Here is a 17,671-nt window from a genome sequence, read left to right on the forward strand (position 1 = left end):
AGGCTTTGAAGATGCCGTTACGGACCCTTGAGACCTGGCCCCACGGCGCAATCATGCTGGACGCAGAGCACACGCGATTCGCGTTGTGGGCGCCAGATGCGTTTTACGTCAGTGTCGAACTGGAAAATGGACAGTCCTTGCCGTTGCTGCCCCAGGCCGACGGCTGGTTCGTGAGCAACATCCGATGCGCGGCGGGCACGCGTTACCGCTACAGCATCGACGGCGAACTGGAAGTGCCCGACCCGGCCTCCCGCGCTCAGGCCGGCGATATCGACCGGCACAGCGTGGTGGTCGATCCGCTGGCCTATGCGTGGCAACACAGTACCTGGCTGGGACGGCCGTGGAACGAAGCGGTGATCTACGAGTTGCATGTCGGTGCGCTCGGCGGCTTCAGTGCCGTTGAGCAGCATCTGGCACGCCTGGTCGAACTGGGCGTCAGCGCGATCGAACTGATGCCCATCGCGCAGTTTCCCGGTGAGCGCAATTGGGGTTATGACGGCGTCCTGCCCTATGCGCCCCAGGCTTCCTACGGCTCACCCGAGCAGCTCAAGCACTTGATCGACACCGCCCACGGCCACGGTCTGGCGGTGATTCTCGACGTGGTCTACAACCACTTCGGCCCGGACGGCAATTACCTGCATCGTTATGCCAGTGCTTTCTTTCGCGAAGACCAACACACGCCGTGGGGCGCGGCCATCGACTTGCGCCGTCGCGAAGTACGGGACTTCTTCATCGAAAACGCCTTGATGTGGCTGCTGGAATACCGTTTCGACGGATTGCGCCTGGACGCGGTGCACACCATCCAAGATCCAGATTTCCTCCAGGAACTGGCTCAACGGGTGCGCCAGCAGACGGGACCGGCGCGGCATGTGTGGCTGATGGTGGAGAACGAACACAATCAGGCCAGCCTGCTCGAACAGGGTTACGACGCGCAATGGAATGATGACGGCCACAACGCCCTGCACGTATTGCTGACCGGCGAAACCGACGCCTATTACGCCGACTACGCGCAAAACCCCACCGAACAACTGGCGCGCTGCCTGAGCCAGGGTTTCGTGTTCCAGGGCCACCTCAACCGCCATGGTGTGGCGCGGGGTGAACCCAGCGGGCATCTGCCGCCCAGTGCCTTCATCCTGTTTTTGCAGAACCATGACCAGATCGGCAACCGGGCCTTCGGCGAGCGCCTGCATCAACTCGCCCACCCGCAAGCGCTGCAGGCCGCCACGGTGTTGCTGCTGCTGTCGCCGATGATTCCGCTGCTGTTCATGGGTGACGAGTTTGCCGTCGAACAACCCTTTCTGTTTTTCACCAGCCATCACGGTGAATTGGCAAAACGGGTACGCGATGGCCGGCGCAACGAGTTCGCGGCGTTCAGCGCGTTTGCGGACCCGCGTCAACGCGAACACATTCCGGACCCGAACGATCCGCAGACATTTGCGGCGTCCCGCCCTGTCCTGCTCTCGATCGGCCACAGCGAGATGCACGACCTGTACTGCCGACTGTTGCAGATCCGTCACCGGCTCATCGTCCCGCACTTGCCGGGCACCCAGGCACTGGGCACCGACGTGCTGGGCCAAGGCGCGGTCAGTGCAGCCTGGCGATTGGGCGATGGCAGCCAATTGCGCATTGACCTGAACCTCAGCGACAGGCCCGTAGGCCACACCTCACAGACCGGTGCCGCGCGGTTGTTCGAATACCCGCCAGAGAGCGCCGGCCTTCTGGACCAGGGCACCCTTGCCCCGTATTGCGCGCTCGTCAGCCTCGCCGCCGCAGCCCCTTTGCTACCCCGTATGGAGAGCGTCCATGAGTGATGCGCAACTGGAAATCCTGGCCAGCCGTGCCGGCCTCGCGGTCGACTGGATCGACGCCAACGGTCGCCCGCAAAAAGTCGCGCCTTCAGTGTTGCGCAACGTGCTGAGCGGCCTTGGCCACCCGGCCGGCAGTGCCCAGGAAATCGACACCAGCCTGCTGGAGTTGCAAGCGGCGCAACAGACCCATCACTTGCCGCCATTGATCACCGCCGATGTCGGGGTGGGCCTGGACCTGGCGCGTTATTTCGAGCCCCAGACCCCTTGCGAAATCCACCTCGAAGACGGTTCGCGGCTCAACCTGAAACTGGACGCCAACGCGGTGCTGCCGGGGCTGGTACCGGTCGGCTATCAACAGGTCGGCATCGACGGACAAACCTTCACTCTGGCGGTGGCCCCATCCCGTTGTTACAGCGTGGCCGATGCCGTGGATAACCCCATTCCTCGTGCCTGGGGCCTGAGCGTGCAGTTGTATGGCTTGCGCCGCCCCGGTGATGGCGGGTTTGGTGACACCCAGGCGCTGGAGGACCTCGCCCGGGTGGCCGGTGAGCGTGGCGCCGAGGCGCTGGCGATCAGCCCGTTGCATGCGATGTTTTCCAGTGACACCCAACGCTATAGCCCATATTCGCCGTCCAGCCGTTTGTTTCTCAACAGCCTTTACTGCGCCCCCGGCACCATTCTCGGCGAACGCGCCCTGCGTACCGCCATCGATGCAACCGGCCTGGCCATTGAACTCAAGGCGCTGGAAGAACGTCCGCTGATTGACTGGCCGGCCGCCGCCGAAGCCAAGCATCGGTTGTTGCAGGCCCTGTATGAAGGCTTCGTCCAGGGTGAACACCCGTTGCACGAAGACTTCAGCAGTTTTCGTCACGCCGCTGGCGAAGCGCTGGAAAACCACTGCCGCTTCGAAACCATCCAGGAGGCTCGCGCCGCCCGCGGTGAACACCTCGACTGGCGGCAGTGGCCCGAACCCTGGCGCAACCCGCGCAGCGCCGAACTGGCGGCATTCGCCGAAGAAAATGCCGGGCGCATCGGCTTCTTCGCCTTCTGCCAGTGGCTGATCACGCGCTGCCTGGAGCGCGCGCAAACCGCCGCCCGCGCCAGCGGCATGAGCATCGGCCTGATTGCCGATCTGGCCGTCGGTGCCGATGGCGGCGGCAGCCAGGCCTGGAGCCGTCAGGACGAACTGCTCGCCTCCCTCACCGTCGGTGCACCACCGGACATTCTCAACCGCACTGGCCAGGGCTGGGGGATTTCCGCGTTCTCCCCTGAAGGCCTGGTGCGCAATGGTTTCCGGGCCTTCATCGAAATGTTGCGGGCCAACTTCGCCCACTCCGGAGGCTTGCGCATCGATCATGTCATGGGCTTGCAGCGTTTGTGGGTGATCCCCAATGGCTCGCCGCCAGCCGACGGCGCTTACCTGTATTACCCGGTGGACGATCTGCTGCGTTTGCTGACCCTGGAATCCCATCGTCACCAGGCCATCGTCCTCGGTGAAGACCTCGGCACCGTGCAGGACGGCCTGCGGGAAAAACTCATCGCCCGTTCGATACTCGGCATGCGAGTGTTGCTGTTCGAACAGGACAACACGCACTTCAAGCCGATCCTCGACTGGCCGGACAACGCCCTGGCGACCACCAGCACCCATGACCTGCCCACCCTCAACGGCTGGTGGCATGGCCGCGATATCGACTGGAACGCCCGGCTCGGCATGGTCGATGCCAGCACTGAAATCGAATGGCGCCAGCACCGCGAGCGCGAGCGTGAGGGCCTGCGCCGGGCGTTGAGCCAGGACCCGCAGAACTTTCGCGAAGAGTCCCACGAAACCGACCAGGTGCTCGACGCCAGCGTGCGCTTCCTCGGCCATACCCGGTCGCCGTTGGTGTTGCTGCCACTGGAAGATGCCCTTGGCGTGGAACAACAGGCCAATCTGCCGGGCACCATCGATACTCACCCGAACTGGTCGCGGCGCTTGCCCGGATACAGCGAGGCCCTGCTCGATGGAGCGGATGCCGCGCGGCGTCTGGAACTGCTCGCCTGTGCGCGGCTTCAGGCGGCCGAGCGTGATCGATGACTCAAGTGCCGAGCCGACCACTGCGCGCCACGTTGCGCCTGCAATTTCATAAAGGCTTCACGCTGGAAGATGCGGTGCCACTGGTGCCGTATTTCGCCCGTCTCGGCATCAGCCATGTCTACGCCTCCCCGCTGTTGCGCGCGCGCGTCGGATCGATGCACGGCTATGACGTGGTGGACCCGACAAGGGTCAATCCGGAGCTGGGCGGTGAGGTGGCGCTGCGCAGTCTGGTCGGTGCCCTGCACGGGCACGACATGGGGTTGATCCTCGATATCGTCTCCAACCACATGGCGGTCGGCGGCAGTGATAATCCCTGGTGGCTGGATTTGCTGGAGTGGGGGCGCCTGAGCCCCTACGGCGAGTTTTTCGACATCCAGTGGCACTCGCCCGACCCGTTGATGGAGGGCCAGTTGCTCCTGCCGTTTCTGGGCAGCGACTATGGCGTCGCGTTGCAGGACGGCACCCTGCCCCTGCGCTTCGATGCCTGGCACGGAAGCTTTCATGTCGAGTACTACGAACACCGCTTTCCCATTTGCCCCTGGGATTACGGCGAGCTGCTCAAGGTCGATGCGCCGCTCGATACGCAACAGGCCGAACAACTCAAATCCCTGGCCGATCGCTTCAGCACCCTGAGCTACCAGACCGATGCCCACAGCCTGGCGCGACCGCTGAAAGCAGAACTACGCGACCTGGTCAGCGATCCGGCCATTGCCCAAGCCATTGACCAACACCTGAAAAACTACGACTCAGTGACCCGCGAAGGCTTCCAGCGCCTGCACAACCTGCTGGAGCGCCAGAGCTATCGCCTGGCCAGTTGGCGCACCGCCGCCGACGACATCAACTGGCGGCGCTTCTTTGATATCAATGAACTCGGTGGGCTGCGCGTCGAGCGTCCCGCCGTGTTCGAAGCCACCCACGCGAAGATCTTCCAACTGGTGGCTGAAGGGCTGATCGACGGGTTGCGCATCGACCATATCGACGGCCTTGCCGACCCGCGGGGCTACTGCCGAAAACTGCGCCGTCGGATCGACAGCCTGTCCCCGGGGCGCCACCTGCCCATCTATGTCGAAAAGATCCTCGGCGAAGGCGAAACCCTGCATCGCGACTGGTCGGTGGACGGCACCACCGGTTACGAGTTCATGAACCAGTTGTCACTGCTGCAAACCGACCCCAGGGGTGCGCAGGCGCTGGCCGAGCGCTGGAAGCGTCACAGCGAGCGGTCCGCCGACTTCTCCCAGGAAGCACAACTGGCCCGTCAGCAAATCCTCAATGGCTCCCTCGCCGGGGATTTCGAAAGCGTCGCCCAGGCCTTGCTGCAAGTGGCCCGGGACAATCTGATGACCCGCGACCTGACCCTCGGCGCCATTCGCCGGGCCTTGCAGGCGCTGATCGTGCATTTTCCGGTGTACCGCACCTACATCAGCGCCCTCGGCCGGTCGGCCCAGGACGAGGTGTTTTTCCAACGGGCCATGGACGGTGCCCGGCAAACCCTGGGTGAGGCGGACTGGCCGGTGCTCGACTGCGTGGCCGGCTGGCTCGGCGGTGAACCCTGGCGGCAGCGCCCGGCCGGTCGCGAGCGCAAACGCCTCAAGCACGCCTGCGTACGTTTCCAGCAACTGACTTCGCCGGCCGCGGCGAAAGCGGTGGAAGACACCGCGTTCTATCGGTCGGCGGTCCTGCTCTCGCGCAACGATGTGGGATTCAACACCGAGCAGTTCAGTGCGCCGGTTGCCGACTTTCATCAAGCCTGCATCGAGCGCCTCGACACCTTCCCGGACAATCTGCTGGCCAGCGCCACCCACGACCACAAGCGCGGGGAAGATTCACGGGCGCGGCTGGCGGTATTGAGCGAGCGCAGCGACTGGTACGCCGACCAGATCGGTCTGTGGCGCACCCTCGCCCGGCCACTGCGCAGTGACGATCAAGTGCCGTCGGCGGGCGATGAGTTGATTCTGTATCAAGCGATTCTTGGCAGCTGGCCGCTGGAGTTGGCTGTCGATCATCCGCCGGCGCTCGAGGACTACGCAAAACGCCTCAGGCAGTGGCAACGCAAGGCCCTGCGCGAAGCCAAACTGCAAAGCAGCTGGAACGCACCCAATGACCCTTGTGAGCAGGCGAGCGAGGACTTCATCCAGCGCCTGTTGCTCAGCCCCGAAGGCGAGTTGTTGCGTACGGCCCTGGCCAAGGCTGCCCGTTCGATTGCCGTCCCCGGTGCACTCAACGGTTTGGCGCAAACCTTGCTGCGCATGACCGTGCCCGGAGTACCGGATTTGTATCAGGGCAACGATTTCTGGGACTTCAGCCTGGTCGATCCGGACAACCGTCGCCCGGTGGATTACGCCAGCCGCCAGCAGGCACTGCAGCAAGCGGTGGACCTGTCGGACTTGTTGCTGAACTGGCATGACGGGCGCATCAAGCAAGCCCTGATTGCCCGCACCTTGGGCCTGCGTGCCGAGCATGCCGAGCTGTTTCGGCGTGGCACTTACCAGGCCCTGGAAGTGGTGGGCAGCGAGGCCCATCGAGTACTGGGATTTGTCCGTGAACGGGAGGGGAAACGCGCCATCGTGATTGTGCCGATACGTTGTGCCGATCTGCTGGAAACCCGTGCAGAACCACAGGTCCATGCCCCGCTGTGGGGCGATACCCGGGTCAAACTGCCGTTCACCGTCCCTGACGAACATATAGAGGGACTTTTTTCCCGCATCACAGTCACACAACACAGGGAGCTGCTGGTCAGCGCCGCGCTGGGGGATTTCCCGGTCAATCTCATTATTCAAACTGCCCACACTTGAGTTCAGTTCAGGAGCATTACGATGAGTACCAACGACAAACGCATCCGCGAATTTGCCTATCAGATCTGGGAATCCGAAGGAAAACCTGAAGGTCAGGAAGCCCGCCATTGGGAGATGGCGCTCAAACTGGCAGAAGCCGAAGCCCTGGCCCCGAAAAAGTCCACGAAGGCCCCCGCCAGCAAGGCAGCGCCGAAGAAAACCGCAGACGCAAAACTCAGCCCGGACAAGACCCTCAATGGCAAGACCGCCGCGCCGAAAGCCAAGGCCAAACCTGCGGCAGCTTCGAAAGTCATCCCGCCCGGAGAAAAGGCAGTCGAGAAAAAGCCCCGGGCTGCGCGAAAACCGCCGGCGGTTTGAGACTGTCCTGACAGGGCTTGTGAAGAGTTACCATGAATATTGAGCCTTATGGCCTCATCGCGAGCAGGCTCGCTCCTACATGGGATCTGTGTCGTTCAAAAATTTGCGGCCCGTTCCCGATAAATGTAGGAGCGAGCCTGCTCGCGATGGCGGCGTGCCAGTCGCCATAGGTTTTGAGTTTGCAGGAGCACTTATGACCAGCCCAAAGAAAGCCGCCACGCCAGCCCCGCGTGCCGAAGCCACGCGAATCCGCGAAGGCCTGCCCTTTCCGCTGGGTGCCACCTGGGATGGACTGGGCGTCAACTTCGCGCTGTTTTCCGCCCACGCCACCAAAGTTGAACTGTGCCTGTTCGACGACGCCGGCGAGGTGGAACTCGAACGCATCGAACTGCCCGAATACACCGACGAGATCTACCACGGCTACTTGCCCGACGCCCATCCGGGGCTGATCTACGGCTATCGCGTCTACGGCCCGTACGACCCGGCCAACGGCCATCGCTTCAACCCCAACAAACTGCTGATCGACCCCTACGCCAAACAACTGGTCGGCAAGCTGAAATGGTCCGAAGCGCTGTTCGGCTACACCATCGGCCACCCCGACGCCGACCTCAGCTTCGATAAACGGGACAGCGCGCCCTTCGTGCCCAAATGCAAGGTCATCGACCCGGCGCACACCTGGGGCCACGACCACCGCGTCAGCGTGCCGTGGGACAAGACAATCATCTATGAAACCCATGTGCGCGGCTTCAGCATGCGTCACCCTGCCGTCCCCGAAAACCTGCGCGGCACCTTTGCCGGGTTGATGGTCGATGACGTGCTGGAGCACATCCGCAAACTCGGCGTGTCGACCGTGGAGTTGCTGCCGATCCACGCGTTCGTCAACGACCAGCATTTGTTGCACAAGGGCATGACCAATTATTGGGGCTACAACAGCATTGCGTTCTTCGCCCCCGACCCGCGTTACCTGGCCAGTGGCAAGATTGCCGAATTCAAGGAAATGGTCGCGCACCTGCACGAAGCCAATCTGGAGGTGATCCTCGACGTGGTCTACAACCATACCGCCGAGGGCAACGAGCAAGGCCCGACCCTGTCCATGCGCGGTATCGACAACGCGTCCTACTACCGCCTCAAGCCCGATGACAAGCGCTTCTATATCAACGATTCCGGCACCGGCAACACCCTGGACCTGAGCCACCCGTGCGTACTGCAAATGGTCACCGACTCCCTGCGCTACTGGGCCTCGGAAATGCACGTGGACGGTTTCCGCTTCGACCTGGCGACCATTCTGGGGCGTTACCACGACGGTTTCGACGAACGCCACAGTTTCCTCGTGGCCTGCCGCCAGGACCCGGTGCTGCGCCAGGTCAAACTGATCGCCGAAGCCTGGGACTGCGGCCCCGGTGGTTATCAGGTCGGCAATTTTCCGCCGGGCTGGGTCGAGTGGAACGACAAATTCCGCGACACCGTGCGCGCCTTCTGGAAAGGCGACGACGGGCAATTGGCGGACTTTGCCAGCCGCCTGACCGCTTCGGGCGAAATGTTCAATCAGCGTGGCCGGCGGCCCTACTCATCGGTGAACTTCGTCACCGCCCATGACGGTTTCACCCTCAACGACCTGGTGTCGTACAACGACAAGCACAACGAGGCCAACGACGAAGACAATCAGGATGGCAGCAACAACAACCTGTCGTGGAACCACGGCGTCGAAGGCCCTACCGACGATCCCGACATCAACGCATTGCGCCATCGGCAGATGCGCAATTTCTTCGCCACCCTGCTGCTGGCCCAGGGCACGCCGATGCTGGTGGCCGGCGACGAATTCGCCCGCACCCAGGACGGCAACAACAATGCGTACTGCCAGGACAGCGAGATCGGCTGGGTCAACTGGGACCTCAGCGAAGACGGCAAGGCCCTGCTCAAGTTCGTCAAACGCCTGATCAAGTTGCGCCTGACCTACCCGATCCTGCGGCGCGGGCGTTTCCTGGTGGGTAATTTCAACGAAGACATCGGCGTCAAGGACGTGACCTGGTTGGCGCCGGACGGCACGCAAATGACCACCAGGCATTGGCACGATGCGCACAATCGCTGCCTGGGCATGCTGCTCGATGGCCGCGCCCAGGAAACCGGCATTCGCCGCAAAGGCGCCGACGCAACGTTGATGCTGGTGTTCAACGCGCATCACGACATCGTCAATTTCCGGCTACCGGAGGTGCCTGACGGCGGTTTCTGGACGTGCATGATCGACACCAACCAGCCGTCGATCCACGGCCAGGAGCGCTTCGAGTTTGGCCACGAGTACTCGGTCACCGGCCGCTCGTTGCTGCTGTTCGAGCTGCAGCATGAGGAAGAAGAGTAAAAGAGACTCCAGGTATTCATGGCCGCAACACCGCAGAGCGGAAAAATCATTCTGGATAAGCTCGCGACGCGACGAATAGCGTTACATGAGCAATACTCGATTCGCGCCAATCCAGGGTTTGGCTTGTCGCACATTGCTTTCAACGAGCCCTCTCGGGTCTGCCGGCCCTGGCTCGCGCACGACTGAAGGCGAAACACAACAAGGACGTAATCCCCATGAAATCCGTTTCCTTCAACGAAGCCAGCCTGCCATCACAAATCTGGAACAGTGCCCCGCAACTGGACAGCATCCCGGTCATCAGCACCCAATCCCTGGTGCCCATCGGCTCACGCGCGGTGCTCATTGCCCCGCACCCCGGCGATGAAGTCGTGACCTGCGGCGGCCTGCTGCAATTGCTCAGCAACCTGGGCCACCCGCTGCAATTGATCTCGATCACCGACGGCAGCGCCAGCCATCCAGGCTCTCGGCAGTGGTCGGAAAAACGCCTTAGCGTATTTCGTCCCCAGGAAAGCGTGGAAGCCATCCGCCGACTCGGTTTGCCGATGCACAGCCTGAAGTGGATTCGTGGCGGGTTTACCGACAACGCCCTGGTGGAACACGAAGAACAGATCGCCCGATTCATCACGCGCTACCTGCGTCCAGGTGATGTGGTGTTCAGCACCTGGTGCGAGGACGGCAACCTCGACCACGACATCGTCGGCCGGGCCAGCGCCAGGGCCGCGGCCAACGCTGGGGCATCCTACAACGACGTACCGCTCTGGGCCTGGCACTGGCCGGCACGGGACCGGGAGTTGATTCCCTGGCATCGTGCACGCAAGGTGCGCCTCGATACCTGGACCGTCGCCCGCAAGAGCCACGCCATCCACGCCTACGCCAGCCAACTCGACGGCGAGCCGGCCATCGGCCTCGCGCCATTGCTGCCGCGGGCGCTGCTCGAGCGTATCCGTTTGCCTTATGAAATCGTGTTGGTTTGAAAGCGCAACCCATCAGACTGAACTGCCTGCCGACGCATCAGTCGCATACATAAGCAGCCCTGAATCAGAGGAGTGGATGTGGCCAGTCATTCAAAACGGCAGGTAGCCCAATCAACGCCATTGAACACACCCCCGGCGATTCATCGGCTTCGCGTGCTGACGGTCAATACCCATAAGGGGTTTACCGCACTCAACCGGCGCTTCATCCTCCCAGAGTTGCGTGAAGCGGTGCGCAGTACGTCGGCAGACCTGGTGTTTCTGCAAGAAGTCGTCGGCGAACACGACCGGTATTCCTCCCGCTACAACGATTGGCCACAAACCTCGCAATATGAATTTCTCGCCGACAGCATGTGGGGCGACTTCGCCTATGGACGCAATGCCGTCTATCCCGACGGTCATCATGGCAATGCCCTGCTGTCGAAATACCCGATCCGCGAGTACCGAAACCTCGATGTTTCCATTACCGGCCCGGAACGCCGCGGCTTGCTGCACTGCGTGCTGGACGTGCCGGGGCATAGTGAAGTCCATGCCATCTGCGTGCACCTCAGCCTGCTGGAAAGTCATCGTCAGCTGCAGTTGCAGTTGCTCTGCCAACTCCTTGAGTCCCTACCTGACCAGGCGCCGGTGATCATTGCCGGCGACTTCAACGACTGGCAGCTGCAGGGCAATGCCGCCCTGGCCCGTCGCGATTATCTGCACGAAGCCTTCGAACGCCACCATGGCCGTCCGGCCAAAACCTACCCCGCGCGGTTTCCCTTGTTGCGCCTGGACCGTGTCTACCTGCGCAATGCCAGCAGCCACGAGCCGCAAATACTCGGGCACAAGCCGTGGACGCACCTGTCCGACCATTTGCCGCTGGCGGTGGAAGTGCATCTTTGAATCACGGCCATTCAGCGCCAATTGACGAAAAATCGTCCCCCACCTGTTATTTCTGACAGTAGCCACGTTTGATCCATGCCTGTTACGTTGGTGACACCCTGACGGATATCCGCAGGGGCTTGCGACACACACGTAGCGCCTTGGTTGCCGATGGTATTTGCGGGCCACTGTTTTTCCCGATGTTGTCTTGCAACTCGCGCTGCCGAGCACGTCTGATTCCTGGTCGTTCCTGACAACCCAAGGAATGGAAGTTGATCCCATCGCGGAGGCAAGCATGGAGTTTTCGACAGATCTGTCCAAGTACCGTTATGGCGCCTGCCTGTTCTCAATCTGGTTATGTGTGAACTGGCCCCAGCCCACCCAAGCAGCCTGCACACTCACCCCCACCGCCGGTAACGACAACTTCGTGTGCGACAGCGCCACCAGCGGGCCGCTGACCGATTTGTCGGGCAATAACTCCCTGACCTTCCCCACCAATGGCACCGGCAGGATCAACGGCAACGTGACCTTCGGCGCGGGTACCGACACCGTGACCATGGCCTCGGGCATCGTGGCCGGCGCGGTGGATCAGGGCGACGCAGCGGACAGCTTCACAATCAGTGCCGGGCAAGTCACCGGGGAGGTCAGCCAGGGCAGTGGCATCGATAACTTCGTCATGTCTGGCGGGACCATTCAGTCCCTGGCCCAAGGGGACGGTCACGATACCTTCCTGATGACCGGCGGCACCATCGTCGGCGCTTTCGAGGATGGCGACATCGCCAAAATGACCGGCGGCACCATTGGCCGGGTCGACATGAAACTCGATAACAATATTTTCGATATGTCCGGTGGGCAGATCCTCGGCAACCTGGTGACCGGTTTGGGCACCGATACCATCATCGTTTCCGGTGGCCGTATCGGCGGCAACATCAGTGTCAGCAATGGCAACGACAGCATCACGGTTACCGGCGGGGAAGTCGTCGGCGAGATCCGCGCCGGCAACGGCGATGACAGCCTGGTGTGGGACGGCGGCGGGATCATCCACTCGCAAATTCTCCTTGAGGCGGGCAACGATAGCGCGACCTTGCGCAATCTCACCGAAAGCACCCTCACCCCGAGCCTCAATGGCGGGGTTGGCAATGACCTGCTGACCTTCGATCACACCACCTCGTCAGGCGCCACCCGCTACGTCAACTGGGAAACGGTCAACCTCGGCAACAGCTCGCGCTTTGATCTCGATGGCACTTTTCAATTGGGGGACAGCACCAGCGGCACGGGCGTGTTCAACGTCGATGGCAGCAGCACGCTGACGTCGGTGCAGGGCAGCATCGCGCCATTGACTGCAGGTCGGCTCGTTAGCTTGAACAACAGCGGGGTCATCGACCTCACCGGTGGCAACTCGCGCACCAATGACAGCCTGACGGTTGAAGGTAATTACGTGGGTAACGGCGGCCAGTTGCTGCTGCAAAGCGCCGTGGGCGATGACAGTTCTCCCAGCGACAAGCTGGTGGTCAACAACGGGACGCTGACCGGCAGCACCCTGATCAGCGTCACCAACGTTGGCGGCGTAGGCGCCCTGACCCAGCAAAACGGCATCCAGTTGGTACAGGCCAAAGGCACGGCAGTCAGCGACAACACTGCGTTCGCCCTGAAAGCGCCAGTGTCGGTCGGCGCCTTCGATTACCGCCTGTTCAAAGGCGGTATCACACCGGGCAGCGAAAACAGTTGGTACCTGCGTTCCTCCGTTGTGGCGCCGCCAGTGGTTGCGGTCGCCAATCCTGATCCCGCCTTGCCGCCGACGCTGGTGCCCATCGTGGCGGTGCCGGTGGCCGCGCCGGTGGTTGTGGCTTCCGGTGTTGATGGGGTTGCAACCGTCGAAGCCCCGGTGTTACCGGCCGCCGTACCCGGTGCCGCCCCGATCCCCCTGTACCGCGAGGCAGTGCCCACCTGGTCGGTGGTGCCGCCGGCAGCAGCACAGTTGAGCCTGACCGCCTTGGGCACTTTTCATGACCGTCAGGGCGATCAGCGCCTGCTGACCGAAACCGGTGCCTTGAGCGCCGGTTGGGGCCGGGTCTATGGCAAGAACCTCGAGCAGACCTGGGCCGGCACCGTCAAGCCAAGACTGGATGGTTCGCTCAATGGCTTTCAGGTCGGCAATGACCTGTTCGCTTCGCAGTTGGCCAGTGGTCAAACCCAGCGCAGCGGTTTCTTTATCGGCCACAGTCGATTGCAAGGTGATGTCGACGGTTTCAACGAGGGCTTTGAAGGCAAACGCTCCGGCAAGGTGGAGTTGCAAGGTGACAGTCTTGGCGTTTACTGGACCCTGACCGATCCTGCCGGCGCCTATCTCGATACCGTGGCCATGTACACCTGGCTCAACGGTGACAACCGTTCCGAAAGTGGACTGAAGATCGACAATGACGGTCACGTCACGACGTTATCGGCAGAAGTCGGGTATCCGATCGCGGTGGCCGGTAGCTGGGTGATCGAACCCCAGGCCCAGGCGATTTATCAGAAGGTCAAACTCGACAGCCAGGACGACGGCATCTCCCATGTCTCGTTCGACTCCGACAGCGCCTGGACCGCTCGCGTCGGCGCACGCCTGAAGGGTCGCTACGAGGTCAGCGGCCGGCCGCTGGAACCGTACCTGCGGGCCAATATCTGGCACACCTTCACCGGTACCGACACGGTCACCTTTGACCATGTCGATCAGGTCGAAACCGAGCAACGAACCTCGTCCGCCGACCTCGGTATCGGCATGGTACTGAGCGTTGCAGCCTCGGTCAGCGTGTACGCCGGACTCGACTACACCAGCAATATCGACAGCAACCAACAACGGGGAACGTACGGTAACGTGGGGGTTCGGGTGAAGTGGTGAGGGTTGAAAAGCGCTCCGGCCTGAAGTTTTTTTGACGATCCACCGAAGACGCCGCGCCCACGGCCTGGGACCAACTCTACGGCCAGCCCTCTCGCCAGGTACAAACCGATTACCTTTCCCTGGGGCTGGCCGTCCCCGGCACCCACGAACTCAAAGGCCCGGCGATATTTACCCTGCAAAGCGCCAGCGGCCATATGCAAAGGGTCGGTCTGGAGTCAGTGGCTTCGGCCGCAACGAGCAAGGGACCCGAAGAGCCACCGAGGGCAGTGCGAGGACGTTGTCGGTGGAAGGTGGTTTCCCCATCGGCCTTGGCGAGAACCGGGTGATTGAACCCCAAGGCGCAATTGATCAATCAGCGCATCACCCTGGACACCCCGTATACCGGCAACACCGTGACCCTCGATCAGATCGACAAGATCAGCAGTAGCCGTAGTTCCTCGACCGTCGAACTGGGTCTGGGCCTGGTCGCCAGGGTGACGCCGACCGTGAGCCTGTATGTCAGCGCCGACTACAGCAGCGACGTGGATGACAGTGATTTGAACGGGTTGATTGGCAGCCTGGGTGTGCGGATGTGCTGGTGAAAACTGGTATTTCTTACAGTATCCACGGCATTGGCGATGATGCATTGTGATAGGCAAGTCACCCTGATCGAGGCCGTCACGGATGTCTATGGACCATACGCATCACGGCACGCCAACTCTTGCGGTTTCAGACTCACGTGGGCTGACCGTAAGGACGGTGCAGTTTTATCGGCGACAGGCGGCCGATCCGCTTGAAACGCGGGTGACGCATCAACGCTTCGATGCCGCCGGCCGGGCAGTGGCCAGTCGGGATCCGTATCTGTTTGCCTTGGCGCAGAACGATGTGTCGGTACCGGCCAACCTTAGCCAGGTGTTCAGTTTGTCTGGCTCACCGTTGTCGAGTGACAGCGTGGATGCCGGGTGGCGGCTGGCGTTGCATGGCGCTGCCGGGCAACGCGCCGAGGCTTGGGACGGCCGCGGCAGCCATTCCCTGAATGAGTTCGATGCATTGCTGCGGCCGGTGGCCGTACATGAACGTGGTGAAGATGTCGCCGAGCATGTCCTTGAGCGTTTTACGTATGCGGGAGTGGATGCCGAGGCGGCCTCGCACAATCTGTGCGGTCAATTGATTCGCCACGACGACCCGGCCGGGACGTTGCACTTGAATGATCTCAGCATCGGCGGCGCACTGCTACAACAGACCCGGCATTTTTTGCTGGATACCTTGCCGGTGAACTGGCCCGACAGCGTGCCCGCCCGCGATGCGTTACTTGAACCTGCTGAGGGCGCCATCACCGCCCTGCACTATGCCGCCAGCGGTGAACTGTTCCAGCAAATCGATGCACTGGGTAATCAGCAGCGTTTTACCTACACCGTCGCCGGTGAATTGAGCGACACGCGACTGATCCTGGCCGGTGAAGGCCAAACAGAACGGACGCTGGTCAACGATCTTCGCTACAACGCCTCCGGCCAGATCGAGTCAGAAACCGCCGGCAATGGCGTCGTCACCCGCCACCGCTACGATACTGCGGATGGTCGCCTCATCGGCCTGAGCGCCCACAAAGCCAATGGCACGCCGCTGCAGGATCTGAAGTACCGCTATGACGCAGCCGGCAACGTTCTGAGCCTCGAAGATGCCGCCCAACCGATCCGCTACTTCAACAACCAACGCATCGAACCGATCAAGAACTATCGCTACGACACCCTCGATCAATTGATCGAGGCCACCGGATGGGAGGCCAGGACAGGCCACGGCGGTCCTGCCCTGCCCGACTTGCAACCCTTGCCTCTCGACCCCAACCAGGTTGCCAATTACAGCCAGACGTATCACTACGACGCCGGCGGTAACCTGCTGGACCTGACGCGTGTCGGCGCTCAGGCCCATGGCCGCATCCTGACCCGCGCCCAATACAGCAACCGCTGCCTGCCCGAGCGTAACGGCCGTCCACCGACCGAAGCCGAACTGGCCACCAGCTTCGATGCCAATGGCAACCTGCGTGAGTTGCAAGCCGGCCAATCGCTCGCCTGGGACCTGCGCAATCAACTGTCTACCGTGCGCCCGGTCGTCCGCGAAGATGGCAATGATGACTATGAACGCTACCTCTACGACGGCGGTGGCCAACGGGTGCGCAAGGTGCGTGCAAGCCAGACCAACGCTCGCACGCTGGTCAGCGAAGTACGCTACCTGCCCGGCGTGGAAATCCGTAGTCATAGCGGTACCGGGGAAATCCTTCACGTGATCAATGCCAGCGCCGGCAGCAACAGCGTGCAGGTGTTGCACTGGGTTGCCCAAAAGCCGGATGACATCACCAACAACCAGGTGCGCTACGACCTCAATGACCACCTGCAATCCAGCACCATGGAGCTGGACCAAAACGCCGATTTAATCAGTCAGGAATGGTATTACCCATTTGGCGGCACGGCTTGCTGGGCGGCTCGCTCGGCAACAGAAGCCAAGTACAAGACCGTGCGTTATTCGGGCAAGGAGCGGGATGCGACGGGGCTTTATTATTATGGGTTCAGGTATTACGCGCCGTGGTTGCAGCGATGGATTAATCCGGACCCGGCTTGGGCGATTGATGGGCTCAATTTCTTTCGGATGGTAAGAAATAACCCTATTGCATTGTATGACAAAAACGGATTGTCGCCCGAAGGGAAGTTATCGCGATTAATGCTAAAAGAGCCGGGCTTTCGCGAAGGCTATGCTAAAGATCCAAGGACTGCGTTACGAACACTCAAAAAATTTTTCGAAGATTATCCCAAGGATGTTCTTAAACTCGCAATAGAGAGAGTTCAAGAGGAAATGGATCCTTCACTAGAAACTGTCACGAGCCAAATGAGCAACCTGGCAATCACTGCCCCCCAAAAAAAACTTCGAAAGCCCTCGCAAGAATATGCCTACATGAAAGAGTTCAAAGCCATCTACTCCACAAACCGTGGATCAACAGCAATCAATAGTGCCATGAGGGCAGGAGTCCAGATTTCCATTGATGGTAAAAAAATACTACGTGAATTAACAGAGCGAGTTGGAGACAAGGAATTTTCTGGAAAAGAAGGGAAAGAAAGAGCAAGGTTCATCGAAATTATCGCTGGCGGCTTTAACCTGCACAACACAGAACAAATCAGCTACCTACTCTACCATCAAACCAACGCAACACTAACCACCTATTATCGCGGCCAAGACATATCAGCTAGAGGCCTAGACGAACTTATCTCTGCAAAGGAAGAGGGAACCGTCTTTCATTCAACGAGTTTTCTTTCGGTATCCAAGGAAAAGAGCATTGCTGAAGGATTCATGCACGGGACCAAGCCACTCCTAATAACGATAAATGGATTTAGCGCCGCAAATGTAATTTCACAATACTCGGTGCAAAGTGAAAAAGATTTAGTATTTACACCGCATGCAGATTTTGTAGTGACCAGTATCGGAAAACGCGAGAGCAACCAGAACCAATACGTTGTTAACCTTAAAGAAATACGAGGACACACTGGCACTCGCACCGCAATGCCATATTAAAACTTTCAATGTAGCGCTGGAGTGTGGCACTGGGTTG

9 protein-coding genes and 1 pseudogene are annotated in these 17,671 nt (G+C 60.9%); all 10 read left to right on the forward strand.

The features are described 5' to 3' along the window. Positions 1–11: 11 nt before the first annotated feature. The 10 genes and pseudogenes from treZ (at position 12) to AC1DKH_RS21865 (ending at position 17,634) form a co-directional block, all read left to right on the forward strand. The gene (gene treZ, locus AC1DKH_RS21820) at positions 12–1,811 is read left to right on the forward strand and encodes a malto-oligosyltrehalose trehalohydrolase (RefSeq protein WP_477799262.1); all 1,800 of its coding nucleotides are present in this window, start codon (positions 12–14) and stop codon (positions 1,809–1,811) included. Further along, positions 1,804–3,882, forward strand: coding sequence for a 4-alpha-glucanotransferase (gene malQ / locus AC1DKH_RS21825; RefSeq protein ID WP_477799263.1), 2,079 nt, complete (start codon positions 1,804–1,806; stop codon positions 3,880–3,882). Before treZ ends, malQ begins: the two co-directional genes overlap by 8 nt. Beyond that, entirely contained in the window at positions 3,879–6,674 is a 2,796-nt protein-coding gene (locus tag AC1DKH_RS21830; protein ID WP_477799264.1) for a malto-oligosyltrehalose synthase, read from the forward strand. Before malQ ends, AC1DKH_RS21830 begins: the two co-directional genes overlap by 4 nt. Positions 6,675–6,695: 21 nt before the next feature. Next, positions 6,696–7,031, forward strand: a complete 336-nt coding sequence (locus AC1DKH_RS21835; protein WP_477764169.1) for a DUF2934 domain-containing protein — start codon at positions 6,696–6,698, stop codon at positions 7,029–7,031. 193 nt (positions 7,032–7,224) lie between these two features. After that, positions 7,225–9,387, forward strand: coding sequence for a glycogen debranching protein GlgX (gene glgX / locus AC1DKH_RS21840; RefSeq protein ID WP_477799265.1), 2,163 nt, complete (start codon positions 7,225–7,227; stop codon positions 9,385–9,387). Between the two features lie 215 nt (positions 9,388–9,602). Then, positions 9,603–10,361, forward strand: coding sequence for a PIG-L deacetylase family protein (locus AC1DKH_RS21845; protein ID WP_477799266.1), 759 nt, complete (start codon positions 9,603–9,605; stop codon positions 10,359–10,361). Positions 10,362–10,439: 78 nt separating this feature from the next. Beyond that, positions 10,440–11,240: an endonuclease/exonuclease/phosphatase family protein gene (locus tag AC1DKH_RS21850; RefSeq protein ID WP_477799267.1), complete on the forward strand. Its 801-nt coding sequence runs from the start codon at positions 10,440–10,442 to the stop codon at positions 11,238–11,240. A 274-nt stretch (positions 11,241–11,514) separates the two neighbouring features. Beyond that, positions 11,515–14,097 carry an autotransporter family protein gene (locus tag AC1DKH_RS21855; protein ID WP_477799268.1) on the forward strand — a complete coding sequence of 861 codons (2,583 nt, stop codon included), beginning with the start codon at positions 11,515–11,517 and terminating at the stop codon, positions 14,095–14,097. Positions 14,098–14,138: 41 nt separating this feature from the next. Then, positions 14,139–14,678 (forward strand): annotated as a pseudogene (locus AC1DKH_RS21860) (autotransporter outer membrane beta-barrel domain-containing protein); the annotation flags it as partial. Between the two features lie 88 nt (positions 14,679–14,766). Beyond that, on the forward strand, positions 14,767–17,634 hold the full coding sequence (locus tag AC1DKH_RS21865; RefSeq protein WP_477799269.1) for an RHS repeat domain-containing protein: 2,868 nt from the start codon (positions 14,767–14,769) through the stop codon (positions 17,632–17,634). The last annotated feature ends 37 nt before the right edge of the window (positions 17,635–17,671 follow it).

The sequence above is a fragment of the Pseudomonas sp. 05L36 genome (assembly GCF_056398125.1).

What these genes read in the sequence shown, in the direction of transcription:
- treZ (WP_477799262.1), top strand. Translation starts at nt 12, where the DNA reads ATGCCGTTACGGACCCTTGAGACCTGGCCCCACGGCGCAATCATGCTG.
- malQ (WP_477799263.1), top strand. Translation starts at nt 1,804, where the DNA reads ATGAGTGATGCGCAACTGGAAATCCTGGCCAGCCGTGCCGGCCTCGCG.
- AC1DKH_RS21830 (WP_477799264.1), top strand. Translation starts at nt 3,879, where the DNA reads ATGACTCAAGTGCCGAGCCGACCACTGCGCGCCACGTTGCGCCTGCAA.
- AC1DKH_RS21835 (WP_477764169.1), top strand. Translation starts at nt 6,696, where the DNA reads ATGAGTACCAACGACAAACGCATCCGCGAATTTGCCTATCAGATCTGG.
- glgX (WP_477799265.1), top strand. Translation starts at nt 7,225, where the DNA reads ATGACCAGCCCAAAGAAAGCCGCCACGCCAGCCCCGCGTGCCGAAGCC.
- AC1DKH_RS21845 (WP_477799266.1), top strand. Translation starts at nt 9,603, where the DNA reads ATGAAATCCGTTTCCTTCAACGAAGCCAGCCTGCCATCACAAATCTGG.
- AC1DKH_RS21855 (WP_477799268.1), top strand. Translation starts at nt 11,515, where the DNA reads ATGGAGTTTTCGACAGATCTGTCCAAGTACCGTTATGGCGCCTGCCTG.
- AC1DKH_RS21865 (WP_477799269.1), top strand. Translation starts at nt 14,767, where the DNA reads ATGGACCATACGCATCACGGCACGCCAACTCTTGCGGTTTCAGACTCA.